Here is a 19,003-nt window from a genome sequence, read left to right as displayed (position 1 = left end):
ATGCTTTTCAAATCTAAAGAAGATTTGGAGCGGGTGAAGCGATTCGAACGCTCGACCCCAACCTTGGCAAGGTTGTGCTCTACCCCTGAGCTACACCCGCTCGCACGGCGTCTTGGCCGCAAGCCGGGCCTATATGGCTGAAGAGCGCGGCGATTGCAACAGGGAAATCGCAGGCTTTTTTACGACCCGGCAAGCGAGGCCGGCAAGCCGCCGGCGGCGCGCGAGTGGCACGCGGCGGGTGCGCCACCGCAAAGGGCGGGTGCCGCTCACCGTGATGTCGCATGACGGCCTTGTGTCGGCCGCCCCATTGGCCGTAAACGGCATGGGCTCACAAACGGGACGAAGACGAAACCGATGCCGAAGACCGAAGCCGAACTTTTTGCCTTTCTTGCCGAGCTGGGCATTGCTGCCTCGACCAAGCGCCATCCACCGCTCTATACCGTCGCCGATTCGCAGGCGCTGCGCGGCGAGATCGCCGGCGGGCACACGAAAAACCTGTTCCTGAAGGACAAGAAGGACAATTTCTTTCTGGTCACCGTCGGTGAGGATGCGGTCGTCGACCTGAAGCAGATCCACCAAGTGATCGGCGCCGCCAGCCGGGTTTCTTTCGGCAAACCGGAGATGCTGATGGAGCTGCTCGGCGTCACGCCGGGCGCCGTCACGGTCTTTGGCATCATCAACGACACGGCAAACAGGGTCAAGCTCGTGCTCGACAAGGATTTAATGGAGCATGCGGTGATCAATGGGCATCCGCTGACCAATGAGGCGACGACATCGATCGCAGCGGGCGACCTGATCAGATTCGTCGAGGCAACCGGGCACGATGCTGCTATCTTGAAAGTCTCCGCGTGATCGCCACATGGATGGCTTAAAACCGATGGTCTGAAGCATAGGGCGCCTGGCTGCCGGCCGGCGGCGCCACGGAAGGGTAAAGAGATGAGCGACAACAATCCGTTCGGCGGCCCCTTTGGCGGCAATGGCGGCCAGTACACCACCTCGGTGCAGTATGGTGGAACCGCGCCGGCGCCGGCGAAAGTCGCGCTTGGCGATACGCCCGCCGCTCCCGCCGATGTGATCAAGGACACGACGACGGCTGCCTTTGCCGCCGATGTCATCCAGGAATCGCGCCGTCAGCCGGTGCTGGTCGATTTCTGGGCGCCCTGGTGCGGACCTTGCAAGCAACTGACGCCGCAGTTGGAGAAGGCGGTCAAGGCCGCCGGCGGCAGGGTCAAGCTGGTCAAGATGAACATCGACGACCATCCGTCGATCGCCGGCCAGCTCGGCATCCAGTCGATCCCGGCGGTCATCGCCTTCAAGGACGGCCAGCCGGTCGATGGCTTCATGGGCGCCATCCCGGAGAGCCAGATCAACGAATTCATCACCAAGGTCGGCGGCAAGGGCAATGGCGCGCCGCCGGTGGCCGAAGCTCTGGCTGCGGCGACCGAGGCGCGCGACGCCGGCGACATGCAGACCGCGGCCGACATTTATGACGCCATCCTGGCGCAGGCGCCGGAGACGATCGAGGCGATCGCCGGACTGGGAGAGCTGCTGTTCGAGGCCGGCGACACGGAAGGCGCCGAGGCGCTTTTGGCAACAGCCCCGGAGGCCAAGAAGGATGCGCCGCCACTGGCAGCTCTGCGCGCCAGGATGGCGGTTGCGGCGCAGGCGGCGGCTCTCGGCAATCCAGCCGAATTCGAGCGGCGCCTTGCGGAAAATCCCGGAGATCACCAGGCGCGTTTCGATCTGGCCATGATCCAGAACGCCAACGGCGACCGTACGGCCGCAGCCGACAATCTGCTGGCCATCATCAAGGCCGACCGGGCCTGGAACGAGGATGGTGCGAGGACGCAATTGCTGCAGCTGTTCGAGGCCTGGGGCATGACCGACGAGGCGACGCTGGCCGCGCGCCGCAAATTGTCGGCGCTGCTGTTTTCCTGAGCCGGCTGCCGGTTGTTTTGCCGCACGGGCTTGGCGTCGGCGATGATTGCGCCAGATTAGGGCCAAGAACTCACGCGCTTCTTGATGGCGCGATCGGAGGAACGAGGTGCAAGCGGGAAACGCGCATTACCGGCTCGCCAAGGATTTGCCGTCGACGATCCCTATCTTTCCGCTCGAGGGGGCGCTTTTGCTGCCGGGAGGCCGCATGCCGCTCAACATCTTCGAGCCGCGCTATCTGCAGATGGTGGACGAGGCGATCGCCGGCTCGCGGCTCATCGGCGTCATCCAGCCCAGTCTCGACGGCGCCTTGCGCGACGACGGCGAGCCGGAACTCTGCAATGTCGGTTGCACCGGGCGCATCATCGCCTTTTCCGAGAGCGGCGACGGCCGTTACCTGATTTCGCTGCAGGGCGTGTGCCGGTTCCGCATCGCCCATGAATTGACGGTCAAGACGCCGTTTCGCCAGTGCAAGCCCTCGCCTTTCCTTGCCGATCTCGATGAGGACCAGGCGGGCAACGAGATCGACCGGCCATCGCTGCTCAAGGCATTTCGCGCCTATCTGCAGGCCAACGACCTCGAGGCCGACTGGGAAAGCGTCAGCCGGGCCGAAAATGCCATGCTGGTCAATGCGTTGTCGATGATGGCGCCCTACGGGCCAGCCGAGAAACAGGCGCTGCTCGAAGCGGCGGATTTGAAGACCCGGGCCGAGACGCTGATCGCCATCACCGAAATGGCGCTGGCGCGCGAGAATGAGGATTTTGGGTCGAGTTTGCAGTAAGAGGGCGCGATGGCGGACGGACGTGACGGGAAGAAGGTCGACCCCAAGCTGCTGGAACTCTTGGCCTGCCCACTGACCAAGGGGCCGCTGGCCTGGGATCCGGAGCGCGGCGAACTGATTTCCAGGGTCGCCAAGATTGCCTATCCGGTGCGTGACGGCATCCCGATCATGCTGCCTTCCGAGGCGCGGACGCTTTCGGTGGAGGATGTTCTGGCCCCGCCACCGCCGCGTCTGGGTGGGCCGGGCTGAGGGGCACGTTTCTTGTACCCAATAGGCCGGCAGGACAGAGGGGGGCGCGAAGGATCGCCGACGTCCGCTTTCGTTCCGTTCTTGGCATGGCCTTGCCTACTGAAAATTCCGCCCCTTGGGCATGACCTGTTCCGCTTCTTCCGACAGCGTTGCGAGATCCTGCCGGATCGGCGCGCTTTGTTTGGCGGGGCTGAAGCGATCCGAACCGTCCTTGGCGAGGTCTCTCGGAGGAACCGCTGGTGCAGCCTCGCTGACCTTCTCCAGAAGCACGGTCAGCCAGGGCGTCAGATCCTCGATCTTCTCGGCAACGATGTGGACCACACCCGATTCCGACTGCAATTTCCCGGTTACCTTGACGAACCGGGCCCCCATGACGATAGGCCGATAGCGGTCGAAGGTTCTTTGCCAGAAGATGATGTTGGCCACCGCCTTGTCGTCCTCCAGCGTCAGGAAGATCGCATTGCCCTTGCCGGGGCGCTGCCGCACCAGCACGAGGCCGGCGACCGAGACGCGCCTGCCGTCGCGCACGGAAGGAAGATTCGCATTGGGGATGACGCTGGCGCGGTCGAGCCGCTCGCGCAGGAAGGCGACCGGATGCGCCTTCAGCGACAGGCCGAGCGCGCGGTAATCGTGGATGACATGCTCGCCGAGCGGCATTTTCGGCAGCCTCGTCTCCGGTTCCAGCTCGCGCAGGCGAAGCGCCGGCTGGTCGAACAGCGGCAGCCTTTCGGCGGCGCTCTTGCCGTCGAGCGCGCGCACCGCCCACAGGGCTTCGCGACGGTCAAGACCGAGCGAGCGAAAGGCATCGGCCTGCGCCAGTTTTTCGATCTCGCCGACATCGAGGCCGGAGCGCAGCCAGACATCCCTGACGGATACATAGCCTGAGCCGCGCCGCTCGACGAAAGCCTCCATGCGCTCCTTCGACAGGCCCTTGATCTGCCTGAAGCCGAGCCGCAGCGCATGATTTGTCTCGATGACGCCGCGCATTTCGGCATGGCGTGGCAGGATGCGGGCCGGATCGAATGGCGCCTTTTCCAACGTACAATCCCACACCGAAAAATTGACGTCGACGTCGCGGATGCCGACGCCATGGTCGCTTGCGTCGCGCACGAGTTGGGCCGGCTGGTAAAACCCCATCGGCTGCGAATTCAGGATCGCGGCGCAGAACACGTCGGGATAGAAGGTCTTGAACCAGCAGGAGGCATAGACGAGCAGGGCGAAGGAAGCAGCATGGCTTTCAGGAAAGCCGTATTCGCCAAAGCCCTCGATCTGCTTGAAGCAGCGCTCGGCGAAGTCCTTCGTGTAGCCCTTGCCGACCATGCCATTGATCATACGGTCGCGGTAATTGCCGATGGTGCCGGTGCGCTTGAAGGTGGCCATGGCGCGGCGCAGTTCATCGGCTTCGCCCGGTTTGAAACCGCCGGCGACGATGGCGATATTCATCGCCTGTTCCTGGAACAGCGGTACGCCAAGCGTTTTCTTGAGGATCGCTTCCAGCTCCGGCTTTTGATACTCGGCCTGTTCCTTGCCTTGCCGGCGGCGCAGATAGGGATGGATCATATCGCCCTGGATCGGGCCCGGCCGAACGATCGCCACCTCGATGACGAGATCATAAAAGGTTTTCGGCTGGAGGCGCGGCAGCATCGACATCTGCGCCCGCGATTCGATCTGGAAGACGCCGAGCGTGTCGGCGCGGCAGATCATCTTGTAGACCTGCCTGTCCTCCGGCGGCAGGGTGGCCAACACATAGGGCTGCCCATAATCATCCCGCGCATTAGGATAGTGATCCGTGAGCAAGGTGAAGGCGCGTTGCAGGCAGGTCAGCATGCCGAGCGCCAGCACGTCGACTTTCAAGACTTTCACCGCGTCGAGATCGTCCTTGTCCCATTCGACCATCTTGCGCTCGTCCATCGCCGTCTTGACGATGGGCACAATCTCGTCGAGCCGGTTCCTGGTGATGACGAAGCCGCCGACATGCTGGGAGAGATGGCGGGGGAAGCCCATGATCTCATTGGCACGCTCCATCACGTGCCTCGACACCGGGTCGGTGCGGTCGAGGCCGCCGGCGCGGGCTTCCTTCTCGCCAAGCTCCGATGTCGACCAACCCCAGATCGAGCCGGAAAGCGATGCCCTGACATCCTCGGACAGGCCCATCGCCTTCGACACTTCGCGCAGCGCCGACCGGCCGCGATAGCTGATGACGGCGGCGGCAAGTGCCGTGCGCTTGCCGCTGTATTTTTCGTAGATGTACTGGATTACGGTTTCGCGCTTTTCGTGCTCGAAATCGACGTCGATATCCGGCGGTTCGTTTCTCTCCTCGGAAATGAAGCGCTCGAAGAGCGAATCGATTTTTTCCGGCCCCACTTCGGTGATGCCGATGCAGAAGCAGACGACCGAATTGGCGGCTGATCCACGTCCCTGGCAGAGAATATCCTTGCTGCGCGCGAACTTGACGATGTCGTAGACAGTCAGGAAATAGCGGGCATAGTTGAGGCGTTCGATCAAAGCGAGCTCTTCCTCGATGCGCTTGGTCACGGAATCCGGCACACCAGCCGGATAGCGGTTCGCCGCCCCCTCCCGCGCCAGTCGCGCCAGCTCAGCCTGTGGACCAAGACCCGATTCCGTCGGCTCGTCGGGGTAGTTGTACTGGAGGTCGCCAAGCGAAAAAGTCAGCTCTTGCGCAAACCGCAGCGTCTCGGCCAGCGCCTGCGGATGCCGGCGGAACAGGCGGCCCATCTCCATCGGCGGCTTCAGATGGCGCTCGGCATTGGCGGAGAGTTGCAGCCCGACCTCGGCAACGGGCGTGTTGAGGCGGATCGCGGTCAGCACGTCCTGCAACGGGCGTCGTTCGGCGGTGTGATAAAGAACGTCGTTGGTCGCCATCAGCGGAATGCCGGCGCTCTCGGCAAGTGCTGCCGCCTGCTCGATGCGGAAACGGTCATTGCCGGCGTAGTCGGGCGAAACGCCAAGCCGCAGGTTCCTGCCGAAACGGCCCTTGAGCTCACCAAGCAAGGCAAGACTGTCTTGCGCCCCCGTCGACAGACCGGGCAGGACCGCCAGCGACATCAGGTCACCCCATTCGAGCAGGTCGCCGCGCTGGAGAAGGGTGGCGCCTTTTTCGTTCTCGTCGCGCAGATTGGCTTGCGTCAGCATGCGGCAGAGGTGCCCCCAGCCCTTGCGGTCCTGGGGATAGGCGAGGATGTCCGGCGTGCCGTCGTCAAAAACCAGCCGGCAGCCGGGGTGATAGGAGAGTTTTTCGACCTTGGCCTGCTGCCAGGCGCGCACCACGCCGGCCACCGTGTTGCGGTCGGCAAGTCCGATCGCCGAGAAGCCCAGGAGCTTGGCCGCGACCACCAGCTCCTCCGGCTTGGAGGCGCCGCGCAGGAAGGAGAAATTCGACTGGATGCCGAACTCGGCATAGGGAATGACGGTCAGCGCGTTCATGCGAAGACTCCATGCAGGAACCAGCGCGGCGGGACTTGCGAGGCGCCGCCGTAGAGGCCTTGCCGGTAGAGCCAGTAGCGGCGGCCGTCGGCATCCTCGATGCGGAAATAGTCGCGCGTCGATGCCGCCTCGTCGCTTGGCGCTTCCCGCCACCATTCGGCGGCGATGCGTTCCGGCCCTTCGGCGCGCTTGACCCGGTAGAGCGCGCGCCGCCAGCGGAAGTTCAGCGGCGGTCCTTCCGGCATTTCGGTGGCCGGCACATCGATGGGTTCGGGCGAGCGGAACAGCCGGATCGGTCGTTCCGGCGGAAATATGGTTTTTGGTGCCTGCAGCCTGTCCGGCTTCTTCGGCGGCGTGGTCCGGCACGGCGCGTCGGTGAAGGGGATGGTGGCGACGGCACGCTCCGGCAGATGGCTTTCGACCGCGACCGGCCGGAGAACCGCGCCATCGCCGAGCCGGGCGCGGATGCGGTCGGCGAACAGCGCGATATCGGCGCCGTCGTCGGTCACCTCGCCGGCAAGATCGGCCTGCTGCATGTCGAAGGTGGCTGATGCCAACACCGAGAGCCGCACCAGATCGAAACCATAGCCGGCATCGATATCCTGTTCGAGCGCGGCCAGCCTTTCATGGAACAGTTTCTGGATCAGCATGGGTTCGCGCATCGGCCGCGAGGTACCGAGCGCGATGCGGCTGACGGCGCCGTCGACGCGAAAGAGCAGCAGCGCCAGCGTCCGGGCGCCCTCGCCGCGGCGCTCGAGGTCGGTCTTCAAGGTCGCCGCCAGCATGCCCACCAGCCGTTCGATGTCCTCGGTCAGGGTGACGGGTTCGGCGAGGTGGCGTTCGACCGAAAGCGGCGCGACGGGCAGGCGCGGCGACACCGCCTCGTCGAGCCGGCCAAGCGCCTGGTCGAGGCGCAGGAGCAGCAGGGCGCCGAAGCGGCGGGCGAGCGGCGCGCGCGGTGCCGCCATGACGGCGCCCGCCGTGCGCAGGCCCACACTTTCCAGGCTGGTGCGGGTCGAAGGTTCTATGCGCAGCGCGGCCAGCGGCAGGGGCGCCAGCAGCGCCTCCTCCTCGCCTGACACAATGATGCGGTCGCCGCAAAAGCGTGCCGCCGCCCAGGCAGCGCCCGGCGTCGCGGCAAGCCCGGCGCGGACATCGAAACCCTGATGGAAGAAGCGCGACAGGATGTCGTCCAGCATGGCGCGCTCGCCGCCGAACAGATGGGTGCAGCCGGTGACGTCGAGAAACAGGCCGTCTGCCCCGTCCAGCGCCACCAGCGGGGTGTAGCGGTCGCACCAGTCGGCGAGGCCTTCGAGCAGGCGGCGATCGGCTTCCGGATCGGCCTCGACGACGTCGATCGACGGATGCATGGCGCGCGCATCGGCGATGCCCATGTCGCGCTTCAGGTGCAGCGCCTCAGCCCGCTCGTCGAGGGCCGAGATGCGCTGTGCGTTGCGGTCGCGATGGCTGATCACGAGCGGCGGGTGAGAGGGGTGATCCGACGGCCGGGAACGCCAGGACCGCCCCAGACGCTGGCGCAGGATCCTTTCCGCCGCCAGATAGGGAAACCACAGGGACAGGATTCTTTGGCCTGTTTCTTTCCCCACCTGCTCCTTCGTCGCCCGCTCTTTCGTCGAATGCGCGTTCATCGGGGTTCCACTCCAGTGTGAATTGTCCAGGCAGGGCCGTGCGGCTCTTGCCGATGGTGAGGGTGAAGGCCGGGCGGCCGATCGAGCCGGCCAGCGGCCCGGCGATGGTGTCGCGCGGCACCGCCGGCGCCGAGGCGACGATGAGGCGGACGGGTGCCGCCGTCGGTTCGGGCCCAGCCGCCTGCCGCAGCAGGAACACCGGCCGGCCGGCCGCTTGCGCCCTTGCATGCAGCCGGCGTGTCGCGGTCAGGTCAAGCCGCTGCGGATTGCCGCGGATTTCCAGGATGACGGCGGCGAGCGCCGTCATCCGGGCCGCCTCCTCGGCGACCCACAGTGCATCGACGAGCCTTGGCGCCTCGGAAAACAGCAATTGCTCCGGCTCGATGCCGAACGAGGCGTGAAGCCCCCTGGCATAGGGAAAGCCGGCCTCGCGAAAAATCTCCGATGTGCCGATCCACAGCACCGGCAGCCCCGGCGTTTGCTTGAGGATCAGGCTGGTGAGCGACAAAGCGAAGCCGGCGACGGCCCCGGCATCGCGGGTTTCAAGCCCATGGATTTCGCTCAGGGCGGCCTTCGGCAGCCCGCCGCTCAGGGCGGCATCGAGGCGCCCAACGCCGATAGGCAGGAACGCATCCGGCAACGCCGCGGCAATGCCACGCCGGACGATTGTGAGATCAGTGTTGACGTCAGCATCAAAGGGTGCGGCTGCCGGCGCAGCCAAGCGCTCGGGCAGCGTTCCCTCGATTTTCGCGATCTGGCGGCGCAGGGCAAAAACAGTCTCCCGCGCCACGGCGGTCATCGCCATGACGGTCAGCTTCCACTCACAATTGTTCCTGTTATGTTCCTATAGATTCCAGAGCGCATCCCAAGAGTCAAGCAGAGTCATGGGGAATTTATTCCTCTCTGCAGGGATGGCGCAGGCGCATCGGCCCGTTCATTTGCCGATTCCGGTGCGAAAGCCTATATGCCGGAATCAAAGGACAAAGCATGGCCCGCATCTACAAGACCCGCACCTGGCACGACGAACTCTCGCCCTTGATGGACGAAATGGAGTTCCTGGCGCTGGAGGCGTACGCCCATCTGCCGGAGGATTTTCGCAAGCTGACCGGCGAGATCGTCATCCAGATCGCCGAATTCCCAACCGACGAAATCATGGACGATCTGTCGCTGGAAACGCCATTCGACCTGCTCGGCCTGTTCGAGGGACGCGGCATCGCCGAGCGCTGGAACCCGCAGACCGGCGAAGGCCCGAACCGCATCACGCTCTACCGCCGCGCCATCCTCGATTACTGGTCCGAGAACGAAGAGACGCTGGGCGACATCGTCACCCACGTGCTGATCCACGAGATCGGCCACCATTTCGGCCTGTCGGACGAAGATATGGAGAAGATCGAAGAGGCGGCGGAGTAGGGTGCGCTGATATTCAGGTGATGCCCGCCTGCAAATGATGGCTTCCTGCGCTTCCCCGCTCTACCGCGTCGCGGTAGAACTGTGCTCACGTAACCAAAAGTACGCTCCGCTCCGGTTCTCGGAAACCACCATTTTCGACTCGGCCTGACCTGAATCTCAACACACCCTGCGTCGGAGCTTTTCAAATCTACCAGTCACTCAGCTTGGTATCGGGCCCGTATTCCTGACCGTCGATATCCTTGACCACGGCCTGGCCGCAACGCATCGCTTTGGCCTTCTTGTCGTAGGCATAGGTCGGCGAGCCGAACAGATGCCAGCCCTTGTTCAGCGCCGCTGTCACCTTGTGGCAGAAGCTGGCATCGTCCGGAGCGGACAGAAAGCGGTAGAGTTTCATTGTTCAATTCCTGTCGTGAGTAGCTGTAGCCCGCTCGCATCCATCGAGCATTTATGACCCGATGGCGGCTGCCTTCGCCAGCAGTTTTTCGGCCTGCGCCAGGTGCAGCCGTTCGACCATCCTGCCGTTCAGCGCGATCACACCCTTGCCGGCATTCTCGGCGAGCGCGAAGGCTTCCTTCACCGAGCGTGCCTCGGCCACCGCTTCCGTGGACGGCACGAAGGCGCGGTTCGCGGCTTCGATCTGGGCCGGGTGGATGAGGCTCTTGCCGTCGAACCCCATGGCCGCGGCTTCCGCGCATTCATGGGCGAAGGCGTCGAGGTCGCGAAAATCGTTGGAGACGCCGTCGAGCATGTCGATGCCGCCGGCGCGTGCGGCCAGCACCATCTGCATCAGCCATGGCACGAGGTAGCGCCTGTCAGGCGTCGCCAGAATGCCGGTCTCCTTGACCAGATCATTCGTTCCGGCAACGAAACAATTGAGCCGCGAGGCCGGATCGCGGCCAAGTTCGGCGATGGCGCCGATGTTGAGCAGCGCCTTGGGCGTCTCGATCATCGCCCATAGTTTCACGCTGTCGGGGGTAAAATTGTCGTCAAGCACGTCGCCGGCCTCGAGCAGGTCGCGCGGCGTGTCGACCTTGGGCAGAAGGATGCCGTCGGGTTCGCAGCTTGCGGCCGCCAGCAGGTCGTCGGCGCCCCATTCGCCTGATATCGCATTGATGCGCACGATCATCTCGCAGCGTCTCTCGGAATGGCCGGCGAAAATGCCGGCCAGTTTTTCGCGGGCGGCGATCTTGTCGGCCGGAGCGACGGCGTCTTCCAGGTCGATGATGATGGCATCGCAGGCAAGCTGCGCGATCTTGGCCAAGGCCTTGTCGCTGGAGGCCGGGATGTAGAGCACGGAGCGGCGCGGGCGATAGGTTTCCATGGATGATCTATGCCGCTTGTGGTTGGTCGAGGCAAGTCGGGGCATGAAGCTACCAATCTCCCCCCTCGAGGGGGGAGATCGGCAGCGTTTACCCCTGCACGAAAACTGCACGGGCCTGCGGAAAACCTCCTCGGATCCGCCCTGCCGTTTCCCCGCCCGCTTGCGAGACAAGCGGCATGCACAAGCGAGCAAAGCCCCGTTGGTCCCTGCCTCACCGACTGCGTAGCGAGGGCTGGTGGCTGGCCGATCCGCCGCGCGCGTGTCCCGTCGCAACCCTCATTCCCTTTGTCCGCAGAAGCCCGCCAACGGTTCGGCTGGAAGCCATCAGGAAAGCCAGGTCATGACAGCGTTGTTCTCCGCCGCGCCGAGCTATTGCAGCCGTTTCGGTGTCGCCATCCTGCTGGCAGCGCTCGCGGATTTTCTGTTCTATGGCCAGCCCGCCGGGATCACGGTTTTCCTGTTCGCCCTGCTGATTGCCGCGGCGGTCGTGGCTGTGCACCCGGCCGCCTTCAACGACGGCCGGGTCTGGCTCAAGCCCATCGCCATGCTTGTCGCGCTGCTGCCGCTGGCTGAAAACGTCAGCACCCTGTCGGTCTCGATCGCGCTGGCGGCGCTGACCGTCTTCGCGCTTTCGTTGAGCGGCCGGCTGCGGCACAGCATCGCCCGCATTGCCGGGCAGATCGTGCTGTTCGGGCTGGCGGCGCCGTTCCGCTTCGTCATTGATTTCATCCGCTGGCGCAGGACGGCGCGGCGGTTCGGTGGGCGTCGCATCCGGCTGGCGGCGATCGCCGTCTGGGTGATGCCGCTGACGCTGGGCGCGGTCTTCCTGGCGCTGTTCGGTGCCGCCAATCCGGTCATCGACTATTGGCTGTCGCTGATCGATCTCGTGAGGCTGCTCGATCTTATCCAGCTGGCGCGGATTGCCTTCTGGCTGTTCGTGCTCGCCGCTGTCTGGGCTTTTCTGCGACCGCGCCTGCCGCGCCTGATTCGCCGCATCCCGCGCGCGTTGCCGGCGGTCAGCGCTCAAGCCGGCAAAACCGCCACCACCATCGAAGACATCCTGTTCGGCAAGGCCGCCATCCTGCGCGCCCTGATCGTCTTCAACATCCTGTTTGCGCTGCAGACGGCGCTCGACGCCGCCTATCTGTGGGGCGGGGCAGCGCTTCCCGATGGGCTGAGCTACGCCTCCTACGCGCATCGTGGCGCCTATCCCTTGATCGTCACGGCACTGCTTGCCGCCGGCTTCGTGCTGGCAGCGCTGCGACCCGGCAGCGAAACCTCGGCCGATCCGCTGATCCGCCGGCTGGTCTATGTCTGGGTGGCGCAGAACATCATGCTGGTCATCTCGTCGATCCTGCGGCTCGACCTCTATATCGGCATCTATGCATTGACCTACTGGCGCGTCGCCGCCTTTGTCTGGATGGGGCTGGTGGCAGCAGGCCTTGCCCTGATCATTGCCCGCATCGCGCTTAGAAAATCCAACGAATGGCTGCTGTCCGCCAATCTTCTGACGTTATCCCTGACGCTTTATGCCGGCTGTTTCATCAATTTCGCAGCAACGATCGCCAATTACAATGTCGACCATTCCCTCGAAATGACCGGCCAGGGCATTCCCCTAGACGCCTGGTATCTTCACTCGCTCGGTCCGGGCGCGTTTCCCGCGCTCGATCGCTTCCTCGAGCACCAGGGCAAGACGGCGGCCGCCGGCACTGTCCGCGAACTGGCCGGCGTGCGCGGCAGCGACGAAATCTGGTATCGAACTATCCAGCAGAACTGGCGGGCCTGGAGCTTTCGCGACTGGCGGCTGCTTCGATATCTCGACACCAAGGAGCCGTTCGTGATTCCCTCCGCTATCGAACCTTCCATGCCGGGCCGCTGATCCATGCCGCATCACATCCTCGTCGCCGACGATGACCCGCACATCCGCGAGGTGATCTGCTTTGCCTTGGAGAAGGCCGGCATGGAAACGACAGGGGTGGCCGACGGTGCCGCCGCCTTGCAGGCAATCGGCCGCCGGGCACCGGACCTCGTCGTGCTCGATATCGGCATGCCGGAAATGGACGGGCTGGAGGTCTGCCGGCGGCTGCGGCAAATATCCGATGTGCCGGTGCTGTTCCTCTCTGCGCGCGACGAGGAGATCGACCGCATTCTCGGGCTCGAAATGGGCGGCGACGACTATGTGACGAAACCATTCAGCCCGCGCGAGCTGGTTGCCCGCGTCAACGTCATCCTGCGGCGTGCCCGCCCGGCGGCGCCCGAACCGGCCGACGACAGGCAGTTTTCGCATGGCAAACTGGCTCTGGCGCCGGCCAGCCATACCGCCAGCTTCGACGGCAAACCGTTATCGTTGACAGGAATAGAGTTCTCGATCCTGAAGGGGTTCCTGGCGCGGCCGGCGCATGTGCTCGACCGCGACGCGGTGACGGCCAGCGCCTATGCCGCAAACATCCACGTCGCCGGCCGCACCGTCGACAGCCACATCCGCAACATCCGCGCCAAACTGGCAGCCGTGGGTTGCCCAAATGTCATCGAGACGGTGCATGGCGTTGGCTTCCGGCTTGGCCGATGCGGCTGACGGCCTCCAGCAAATGGATCGGCCGCAAATGGCGGCCACGGCTTGCCACGGTCGTCGTCGCCATCCTGATCATGGTGATGGCCTTGCCACTGGTCGGCCTGTTCTTCTTCCGCCTCTACGAGAACCAGCTGATCCGCCAGACCGAGGCGGAGCTGATCGCGCAAGGCGCTGCCATCGCCGCCATCTATGCGCGGGATGTCCGTGACGCCGGCATCCCACCGGAAAAGCTCGGTGCGCCGATGCCGGAGCCAAGTGGGGATTCAAGCCGCAGCGTCAATCCGGACCCGCTCTACAGGCCAATCGAACCGCAGCTCGATCTTGCCTCGGATTATGTCCTGCCGACCCGGCCGGCGGCGATGCCGGCGATCGTCGATCCCGCCTTCGCGGTGATCGGCGCGCGCCTGTCCGGCATCCTCGACGCCACCCAGAAAACCACGCTGGCCGGCTTCCGGCTGCTCGACCCCCGGGGCGTCGTCATTGCCGGGCGCGGCGAGGTCGGCCAGTCGCTCAGTGCGGTCGAAGAGGTGCGCACAGCACTTGCCGGCCGCTATGCCAGCGCGCTCAGGCTGCGCATTCCCGACCAGCCGACGCCACCGCTCTATTCGGTCAGCCGCGGCACCAAGGTGCGTGTCTTCGTCGCCCTGCCGGTCGCTGTCGACGGCCAGGTCGCCGGCGTCGTCTATGTGTCGCGGACGCCCAACAACATCATCAAACATCTCTATGGCGAACGTGGCAAGGTGACGTTGGCGGCGATCGCCATTCTCGGCGGCACGCTGCTCATCGGTCTCATCTTCCTGCGCACCGTCAGCCGGCCGATCTATGCGCTGATCGACCGCACCGAGCGCATCGCCGCCGGCGACCGCACGGCGATCCGGCCGCTCGACCACCACGGCACGCGAGAGATGGCGGAGCTGTCCGCCGCCTTCCTCGACATGGCCGAGAAGCTTCAGGCGCGGTCGGACTCGGTCCAGACTTTCGCCACACATGTCTCGCATGAGCTCAAATCGCCGCTGACGGCGATCCAGGGCGCGGCCGAATTGCTGCGCGATTCCGGTGGCGCGATGGACGATGCGGAGCGGCGGCGTTTCTCCAACAATATCGTCACCGATGCGGGGCGGCTCAATCTGCTGGTGCGGCGCCTGCTCGACCTGGCACGCGCCGAAAACCTGGCGCCGAGCGGCGAAAGCACATCGCTCGGTGCGGCACTGTCGCTGCTGCCCGTCGACAACAGGCTCGCGGTTAGCATCGGGGCCGGCGGCGACATCGACTTGCGCATATCGGCCGAGAACGCGGCTATCGTGCTGGCCAATCTCATCGACAATTCGGCCAGGCATGGCGCGATGCAGGTTTCTGTCTCCGCTACGAGCGCCGGCGGCAAGGCGAGCATCCTGGTCAGCGACGACGGTGCCGGCATTTCGCCGAGCAACCGGGCGCGCATTTTCGAGCCGTTCTTCACCACGCGGCGCGAACAGGGTGGCACCGGCATGGGCCTCGGCATCGTGCTGGCCCTCCTGAAAGCGCATGATGGTATGATCGCGCTGGTTGACAGCGAGCGCGGCACGCGCTTCGAGGTCATTCTGCCGGTGGCGTGAAGGACATTATCGGCCGGATCGGAGAGAACATGCGCTACGACATCGTCATCATCGGCGGAGCCATCGTCGGCTCCTCGGTCGCCTATTACCTGCGTGAGCAAGGGTTTTCCGGCACGATCGCGCTGGTCGAGCGTGATCCGCAATTCGCGCATGCGGCAACGACGCTGTCCATGGCCTCGATCCGCCAGCAATTCTCGATCCCGGAAAACATCCGCCTGTCGCAGTTCACGCTGAAGCTGTTCCGGCGGCTGAAGGAAGAGTTCGGGGATGACGCCGATATCGGCTTTCGCGAGGGCGGCTACCTCATCCTTGCCGGCGAGGACGGCTTGCCGATCCTGAGGAGCAATCACCAGGCGCAGATGGCCGAGGGCGCCGACATTGTGCTGGAGGACGCGGATCAGCTGGTGCGCCGGTTCCCATGGCTGTCGACCGAGGGCATTTCAGCCGGCGCCTATGGCCGCAGCGGCGAAGGCTGGTTCGACGCGCATGCGATGCTGACGCTGTTCCGCAAGGCGCTGCGGCAGAAGAAAGTCGATTTCATCGCCGCAGATGTCACCGGCATCGCGCGCGATGGCAACCGCGTCACGGGAGTGAGCCTCGGCAATGGCGAGATGCTGGAGGCTGGCATCGTCGTCAACGCCGCCGGCCCGAACGCCGGCAAGGTGGCTGCCATGGCCGGGCTTGAGCTGCCGGTCGAGCCGCGCAAGCGCAATGTCTTCGTCTTCGAGGCGCGCGAGAAATATGCCGACATGCCGCTGCTGGTCGATCCCTCCGGCATCTATGTCCGTCCGGAAGGCTCGGTCTACCTCACCGGCGGCGCCGAACCGGAGGAAGGTGACTGCGCACCCGATCCCGGCGACTTCGAGGTAAACTGGCCACTGTTCGAAGAGGTGATCTGGCCGGTGCTGGCGACCCGTATTCCCGCCTTCGAGGCGATCAAGCCGACCCGTGCCTGGGCCGGCCACTACGACTACAACACGCTCGACCAGAACGCGGTGATCGGTCCGCATCCCGACGTCGGCAATTTCCTGTTCGCCAACGGCTTTTCCGGCCACGGCCTGCAGCAGGCGCCAGCAGTGGGCAAAGCGCTGGCCGAACTGATCGTGCATGGCGGCTATCGCACGGTGGATTGCTCGGCGTTCGGGTATGAGCGGGTGGCGGAGGGAAGGGCGTTCCGGGAATTGAATGTGATTTGAGCGGGCAAAGGGAAGGTCCTTTTTGACGCTGGCGCGAAGGATCGCCACGGTTGCGGAAGAGTATTTCGAGCGAGCCTCAGCCCTTGCGGTCGAACCAGAAGGCGTCGGCCATGCGCTTCATGCCGATACGTTCGTAGAAGCCTACGGCATCGGGCATGGAGATCAGGCTGATGGCGACCGATGGTCCAAGCTGCCGGCGCGCCTCGTCCATCAGGCCCTTGCCGATGCCGAGCCCCTGTGCCGATCGGGAAACGGCCAGTTCGGAGATGTAGCAGACCCAGGAGAAGTCGGTGATCGCCCTGATGACGCCGATCAGCGGCTTGCCCTGAATATCAAGGCGCGCGGTCAGTACCAGATTGGCGCCCGACAGCATCGCCCGCAGCCGCGCTTCATCATCGATCGGCCGTGTTTCGCCGAGGCCGGATTCGACCAGCACGCGACGGAATTCGGCGACGTCGAGCGCGGGTTCTCTGTTATAGAGGACGTGTGCGTTTTCTGCCATGGCCGCTAGATTGCACCATCGGGCTGGCTTGTGCCACCATGCACGAACAGTTGCCTTTTATTTGCCGCCGGCTTTGTGTAAACCGGGCCTCAGCAAATTCCCCCGCAACGAAAACACGGGCAAAAGCCATGGAAAAATTCACCAAGCTCACCGGCGTCGCCGCTCCGATGCCGATCGTCAATGTCGACACCGACATGATCATCCCCAAGGATTACCTCAAGACGATCAAGCGCACCGGGCTCGGCACCGGCCTGTTCGCCGAAATGCGCTACAAGGACGACGGTTCGGAAAACCCGGATTTCGTGCTCAACAAGCCGGCCTACCGCAAGGCGCAGATCCTGGTCGCCGGCGACAATTTCGGCTGCGGTTCCAGCCGCGAGCACGCACCATGGGCGCTGCTCGACTTCGGTATTCGCTGCGTCATCTCGACCTCGTTCGCCGACATTTTCTACAACAACTGCTTCAAGAACGGCATCCTGCCGATCACCGTCAGCCCCGAGGATCTCGAGAAGCTGATGGACGACGCCTCGCGCGGCTCCAATGCCACCGTGTCGGTAGACCTCGAAGCCAAGGAAATCCGTGGGCCGGATGGCGGCGTGGTCAAATTCGACCTCGACGACTTCAAGCGGCACTGCCTGCTCAACGGGCTCGACGATATCGGCCTGACCATGGAGAAAGCCGGCGCCATCGCTTCGTTCGAGAAGCGGAACGCCGAACAGCGCCCCTGGGCCTGAGCGGCGCGCTCCGGACGGATGGATCTGGCCTTTCGGGCCGGTTCGCGGCGACTGAGTGGAGGGACAGTCATGACACGTTCGCTTCTTGCCGGCCTTTGCGGGCTGGCCTTGTTGCTGGGGCAAATCGCCAGCGCGTCTGCGCAGACCCAGACGCCTGCCACACAGCCGGCCCCGGCGACGGAGCAGCCGTCCGCCGATCAGGGGACGAACGCCGCCGATGCTTCCGATGACGACAAGCAAGCTCCCGTCCCATTCGAAGGCGGCACGCTGACCATCACCCAGAAGGAACAGTATGGCGAGAAGGTGCTCGCCTATGACGGTCAGCAGCTGGCCAGCAATTACGATGTCTTCTTCGACAAAACAGTCGAGGTCGGCGGCGTCAAGGTGGCGCTGTTCGATGTCGGCGACGGCGGCAATCAATGCGGGCCGGCGACGGTGATCGTCTGGAAACCGGAAGGCGGCACGATCCAGAGCACCACGGTCGAGCAGGACCAGTGCGGCGCGCCGCCCTCGGCGGTGTCCGACAACGCCATCTATTTCGTGCCCTACCTGTTGCCGGGAGATCAGAAGCCGGCTTTGCAATGGTCGCCGACCGACGGGCTGACGATTTCGGGCAATCTGACCTACATGCCGGAACCCGGAACGGACTGGAAAGACATCGATCCGGAAAAGTACCAGAACATCATCGACGCCTTCCACAATGAGGCCGTCTACAAGGAAGCGGAAAAGCTGCTCGGCAAGGACATGGCCGACATGGCGACCAGTCTGCTGGTCGGCGGCGGCACCGAAAAGACCGCTTCGGGCGCCTTCTACGCCAGCGGCTGCGTGCCGCATGACTGCGGCGGCAATGACGGCTTCATGGCGGTCGACCCGGCCCAGCACAAACTCTACTTCGCCCGCCGCGGCGACAATGGCCAGCCGCAGGCGTGGCCTGGTGTGGCGACATGGCCCGCGGATGTGAAGGCGGCGTTGGACAAGGCGCTGGGGGCGGCAAATTAAAGCTTTAGCGTTGCGCAGCACCCCCGCGCTTTCGTCATCCCATGGTCTGCGCCGCGTCGCTACGCTCCTTGCTCCGCCATAGGATGACGACGGAAGGGATGCTTCAACCAATCTCGGAGGTTCGCGCTTCGCTTCCGGGATAACAGTTTGCCTGGCTTGGCCCACGACCCGCGCCGTTCCGCCTGCTAATGCTGGCCGATAACCCAAGCAAGGCCCCTCATATGCGCAAACTCATCTCCACCGGTTCGCCGTTCGAAAAGACCGCCGGCTATTCGCGCGCCGTGGTGCAGGGCGACTGGTGCTTCGTCTCCGGCACCACCGGCTATGACTACGCGACGATGACGATGCCGGAGACGGTGGAGGCGCAGACGCGCAATTGCCTGGCGACGATCGGCAAGGCGCTGAAGGACGGCGGCTTCGAGATGGCTGACGTGGTGCGGGCGCATTACTACGTCACCGACCAGGCCTTCGTAGATGTAGTCTTCCCGATCCTCGGCGAGACGTTCGGTGACATCAGGCCGGCAGCGACGATGATCGTCTGCCAACTCAACAAACCGGAAATGAAGATCGAGATCGAGGTGACGGCGCTGCGGCGCACGGCCTGAAGGGCGACCGA

At 64.4% G+C, this 19,003-nt stretch carries 18 protein-coding genes and 1 tRNA gene; 12 read left to right on the top strand and 7 right to left on the bottom strand.

Going from position 1 to position 19,003, the window contains the following annotated elements; translation table 11 throughout:
• Nucleotides 1–25: 25 nt before the first annotated feature.
• Nucleotides 26–100 (bottom strand) — tRNA-Gly (locus AC0L2D_RS29925).
• A 254-nt stretch (nt 101–354) separates the two neighbouring features.
• Here AC0L2D_RS29925 and AC0L2D_RS29920 point away from each other — a divergent pair.
• From AC0L2D_RS29920 to AC0L2D_RS29905, 4 genes are all read left to right on the top strand, one after another.
• Complete coding sequence (locus AC0L2D_RS29920) at nt 355–852, top strand: prolyl-tRNA synthetase associated domain-containing protein (protein ID WP_063173396.1); 498 nt, start codon at nt 355–357, stop codon at nt 850–852.
• Between the two features lie 84 nt (nt 853–936).
• Nucleotides 937–1,938 carry a thioredoxin gene (gene trxA, locus AC0L2D_RS29915; RefSeq protein ID WP_027162862.1) on the top strand — a complete coding sequence of 334 codons (1,002 nt, stop codon included), beginning with the start codon at nt 937–939 and terminating at the stop codon, nt 1,936–1,938.
• Between the two features lie 106 nt (nt 1,939–2,044).
• Complete coding sequence (locus AC0L2D_RS29910; RefSeq protein WP_024504054.1) at nt 2,045–2,716, top strand: LON peptidase substrate-binding domain-containing protein; 672 nt, start codon at nt 2,045–2,047, stop codon at nt 2,714–2,716.
• A 9-nt stretch (nt 2,717–2,725) separates the two neighbouring features.
• Complete coding sequence (locus AC0L2D_RS29905) at nt 2,726–2,965, top strand: Trm112 family protein (protein ID WP_013528775.1); 240 nt, start codon at nt 2,726–2,728, stop codon at nt 2,963–2,965.
• 96 nt (nt 2,966–3,061) lie between these two features.
• Here AC0L2D_RS29905 and AC0L2D_RS29900 read toward each other — a convergent pair whose 3' ends face one another.
• Genes AC0L2D_RS29900 through AC0L2D_RS29890 form a run of 3 tightly spaced genes read right to left on the bottom strand, consistent with a single transcriptional unit; the run spans nt 3,062 to nt 8,863 of the window.
• Nucleotides 3,062–6,409, bottom strand: a complete 3,348-nt coding sequence (locus AC0L2D_RS29900; protein ID WP_473543757.1) for an error-prone DNA polymerase — start codon at nt 6,407–6,409, stop codon at nt 3,062–3,064.
• Nucleotides 6,406–7,884 (bottom strand): DUF6504 family protein, encoded by a 1,479-nt coding sequence (locus AC0L2D_RS29895; RefSeq protein WP_063173394.1) that lies wholly within the window; start codon nt 7,882–7,884, stop codon nt 6,406–6,408. The genes AC0L2D_RS29900 and AC0L2D_RS29895 overlap by 4 nt, the downstream gene beginning before the upstream one ends.
• Entirely contained in the window at nt 7,826–8,863 is a 1,038-nt protein-coding gene (locus AC0L2D_RS29890; protein ID WP_063173393.1) for an ImuA family protein, read from the bottom strand. The genes AC0L2D_RS29895 and AC0L2D_RS29890 overlap by 59 nt, the downstream gene beginning before the upstream one ends.
• A 182-nt stretch (nt 8,864–9,045) precedes the next feature.
• On the opposite strand from AC0L2D_RS29890, the gene AC0L2D_RS29885 reads away from it, so the two are divergent.
• A complete protein-coding gene (locus AC0L2D_RS29885; RefSeq protein ID WP_473543755.1) occupies nt 9,046–9,468 on the top strand; it encodes a metallopeptidase family protein in 423 nt (140 codons plus the stop codon).
• Between the two features lie 187 nt (nt 9,469–9,655).
• On the opposite strand, the gene AC0L2D_RS29880 is transcribed toward AC0L2D_RS29885, so the two are convergent.
• Complete coding sequence (locus AC0L2D_RS29880) at nt 9,656–9,862, bottom strand: DUF1737 domain-containing protein (protein ID WP_013528780.1); 207 nt, start codon at nt 9,860–9,862, stop codon at nt 9,656–9,658.
• 51 nt (nt 9,863–9,913) lie between these two features.
• Nucleotides 9,914–10,789: an HpcH/HpaI aldolase/citrate lyase family protein gene (locus AC0L2D_RS29875; protein WP_024504050.1), complete on the bottom strand. Its 876-nt coding sequence runs from the start codon at nt 10,787–10,789 to the stop codon at nt 9,914–9,916.
• Nucleotides 10,790–11,129: 340 nt separating this feature from the next.
• On the opposite strand from AC0L2D_RS29875, the gene AC0L2D_RS29870 reads away from it, so the two are divergent.
• From AC0L2D_RS29870 to AC0L2D_RS29855, 4 genes are read left to right on the top strand one after another with little or no spacing between them, the layout of a single operon-like run.
• Complete coding sequence (locus tag AC0L2D_RS29870; RefSeq protein ID WP_027162866.1) at nt 11,130–12,668, top strand: DUF4153 domain-containing protein; 1,539 nt, start codon at nt 11,130–11,132, stop codon at nt 12,666–12,668.
• A 3-nt stretch (nt 12,669–12,671) separates the two neighbouring features.
• Nucleotides 12,672–13,364 carry a response regulator gene (locus tag AC0L2D_RS29865; protein ID WP_473543753.1) on the top strand — a complete coding sequence of 231 codons (693 nt, stop codon included), beginning with the start codon at nt 12,672–12,674 and terminating at the stop codon, nt 13,362–13,364.
• The gene (locus tag AC0L2D_RS29860; RefSeq protein ID WP_473543751.1) at nt 13,355–14,956 is read left to right on the top strand and encodes an ATP-binding protein; all 1,602 of its coding nucleotides are present in this window, start codon (nt 13,355–13,357) and stop codon (nt 14,954–14,956) included. Before AC0L2D_RS29865 ends, AC0L2D_RS29860 begins: the two co-directional genes overlap by 10 nt.
• A gap of 29 nt (nt 14,957–14,985) precedes the next feature.
• Nucleotides 14,986–16,152 (top strand): NAD(P)/FAD-dependent oxidoreductase, encoded by a 1,167-nt coding sequence (locus tag AC0L2D_RS29855; protein WP_473543749.1) that lies wholly within the window; start codon nt 14,986–14,988, stop codon nt 16,150–16,152.
• A gap of 76 nt (nt 16,153–16,228) precedes the next feature.
• Here the strand turns inward: AC0L2D_RS29855 and AC0L2D_RS29850 are convergent, their stop codons facing one another.
• Nucleotides 16,229–16,654, bottom strand: a complete 426-nt coding sequence (locus AC0L2D_RS29850) for a GNAT family N-acetyltransferase (RefSeq protein ID WP_473543747.1) — start codon at nt 16,652–16,654, stop codon at nt 16,229–16,231.
• 128 nt (nt 16,655–16,782) lie between these two features.
• Between AC0L2D_RS29850 and leuD the strand changes: the two genes are divergently transcribed.
• The 3 genes from leuD (at nt 16,783) to AC0L2D_RS29835 (ending at nt 18,992) form a co-directional block, all read left to right on the top strand.
• Nucleotides 16,783–17,388, top strand: coding sequence for a 3-isopropylmalate dehydratase small subunit (gene leuD / locus AC0L2D_RS29845; RefSeq protein ID WP_013528787.1), 606 nt, complete (start codon nt 16,783–16,785; stop codon nt 17,386–17,388).
• Between the two features lie 69 nt (nt 17,389–17,457).
• Complete coding sequence (locus tag AC0L2D_RS29840; protein ID WP_063173391.1) at nt 17,458–18,387, top strand: hypothetical protein; 930 nt, start codon at nt 17,458–17,460, stop codon at nt 18,385–18,387.
• Nucleotides 18,388–18,608: 221 nt separating this feature from the next.
• Entirely contained in the window at nt 18,609–18,992 is a 384-nt protein-coding gene (locus tag AC0L2D_RS29835) for a RidA family protein (RefSeq protein ID WP_473543745.1), read from the top strand.
• Nucleotides 18,993–19,003 lie beyond the last annotated feature (11 nt).

It is taken from the genome of Mesorhizobium sp. WSM4833, assembly GCF_055811095.1.
The sequence above is the reverse complement of the archived record's forward strand: the minus strand, read 5'-3'. Positions and strand labels throughout refer to the sequence as shown.

Excerpts from the sequence above, each read along its gene's own strand:
- AC0L2D_RS29920 (WP_063173396.1), top strand. The coding sequence starts at position 355 with ATGCCGAAGACCGAAGCCGAACTTTTTGCCTTTCTTGCCGAGCTGGGC.
- trxA (WP_027162862.1), top strand. The coding sequence starts at position 937 with ATGAGCGACAACAATCCGTTCGGCGGCCCCTTTGGCGGCAATGGCGGC.
- AC0L2D_RS29905 (WP_013528775.1), top strand. The coding sequence starts at position 2,726 with ATGGCGGACGGACGTGACGGGAAGAAGGTCGACCCCAAGCTGCTGGAA.
- AC0L2D_RS29900 (WP_473543757.1), bottom strand. The coding sequence starts at position 6,409 with ATGAACGCGCTGACCGTCATTCCCTATGCCGAGTTCGGCATCCAGTCG.
- AC0L2D_RS29890 (WP_063173393.1), bottom strand. The coding sequence starts at position 8,863 with ATGGCGATGACCGCCGTGGCGCGGGAGACTGTTTTTGCCCTGCGCCGC.
- AC0L2D_RS29885 (WP_473543755.1), top strand. The coding sequence starts at position 9,046 with ATGGCCCGCATCTACAAGACCCGCACCTGGCACGACGAACTCTCGCCC.
- AC0L2D_RS29880 (WP_013528780.1), bottom strand. The coding sequence starts at position 9,862 with ATGAAACTCTACCGCTTTCTGTCCGCTCCGGACGATGCCAGCTTCTGC.
- AC0L2D_RS29875 (WP_024504050.1), bottom strand. The coding sequence starts at position 10,789 with ATGGAAACCTATCGCCCGCGCCGCTCCGTGCTCTACATCCCGGCCTCC.
- AC0L2D_RS29870 (WP_027162866.1), top strand. The coding sequence starts at position 11,130 with ATGACAGCGTTGTTCTCCGCCGCGCCGAGCTATTGCAGCCGTTTCGGT.
- AC0L2D_RS29865 (WP_473543753.1), top strand. The coding sequence starts at position 12,672 with ATGCCGCATCACATCCTCGTCGCCGACGATGACCCGCACATCCGCGAG.
- AC0L2D_RS29860 (WP_473543751.1), top strand. The coding sequence starts at position 13,355 with ATGCGGCTGACGGCCTCCAGCAAATGGATCGGCCGCAAATGGCGGCCA.
- AC0L2D_RS29855 (WP_473543749.1), top strand. The coding sequence starts at position 14,986 with ATGCGCTACGACATCGTCATCATCGGCGGAGCCATCGTCGGCTCCTCG.
- AC0L2D_RS29850 (WP_473543747.1), bottom strand. The coding sequence starts at position 16,654 with ATGGCAGAAAACGCACACGTCCTCTATAACAGAGAACCCGCGCTCGAC.
- leuD (WP_013528787.1), top strand. The coding sequence starts at position 16,783 with ATGGAAAAATTCACCAAGCTCACCGGCGTCGCCGCTCCGATGCCGATC.
- AC0L2D_RS29840 (WP_063173391.1), top strand. The coding sequence starts at position 17,458 with ATGACACGTTCGCTTCTTGCCGGCCTTTGCGGGCTGGCCTTGTTGCTG.
- AC0L2D_RS29835 (WP_473543745.1), top strand. The coding sequence starts at position 18,609 with ATGCGCAAACTCATCTCCACCGGTTCGCCGTTCGAAAAGACCGCCGGC.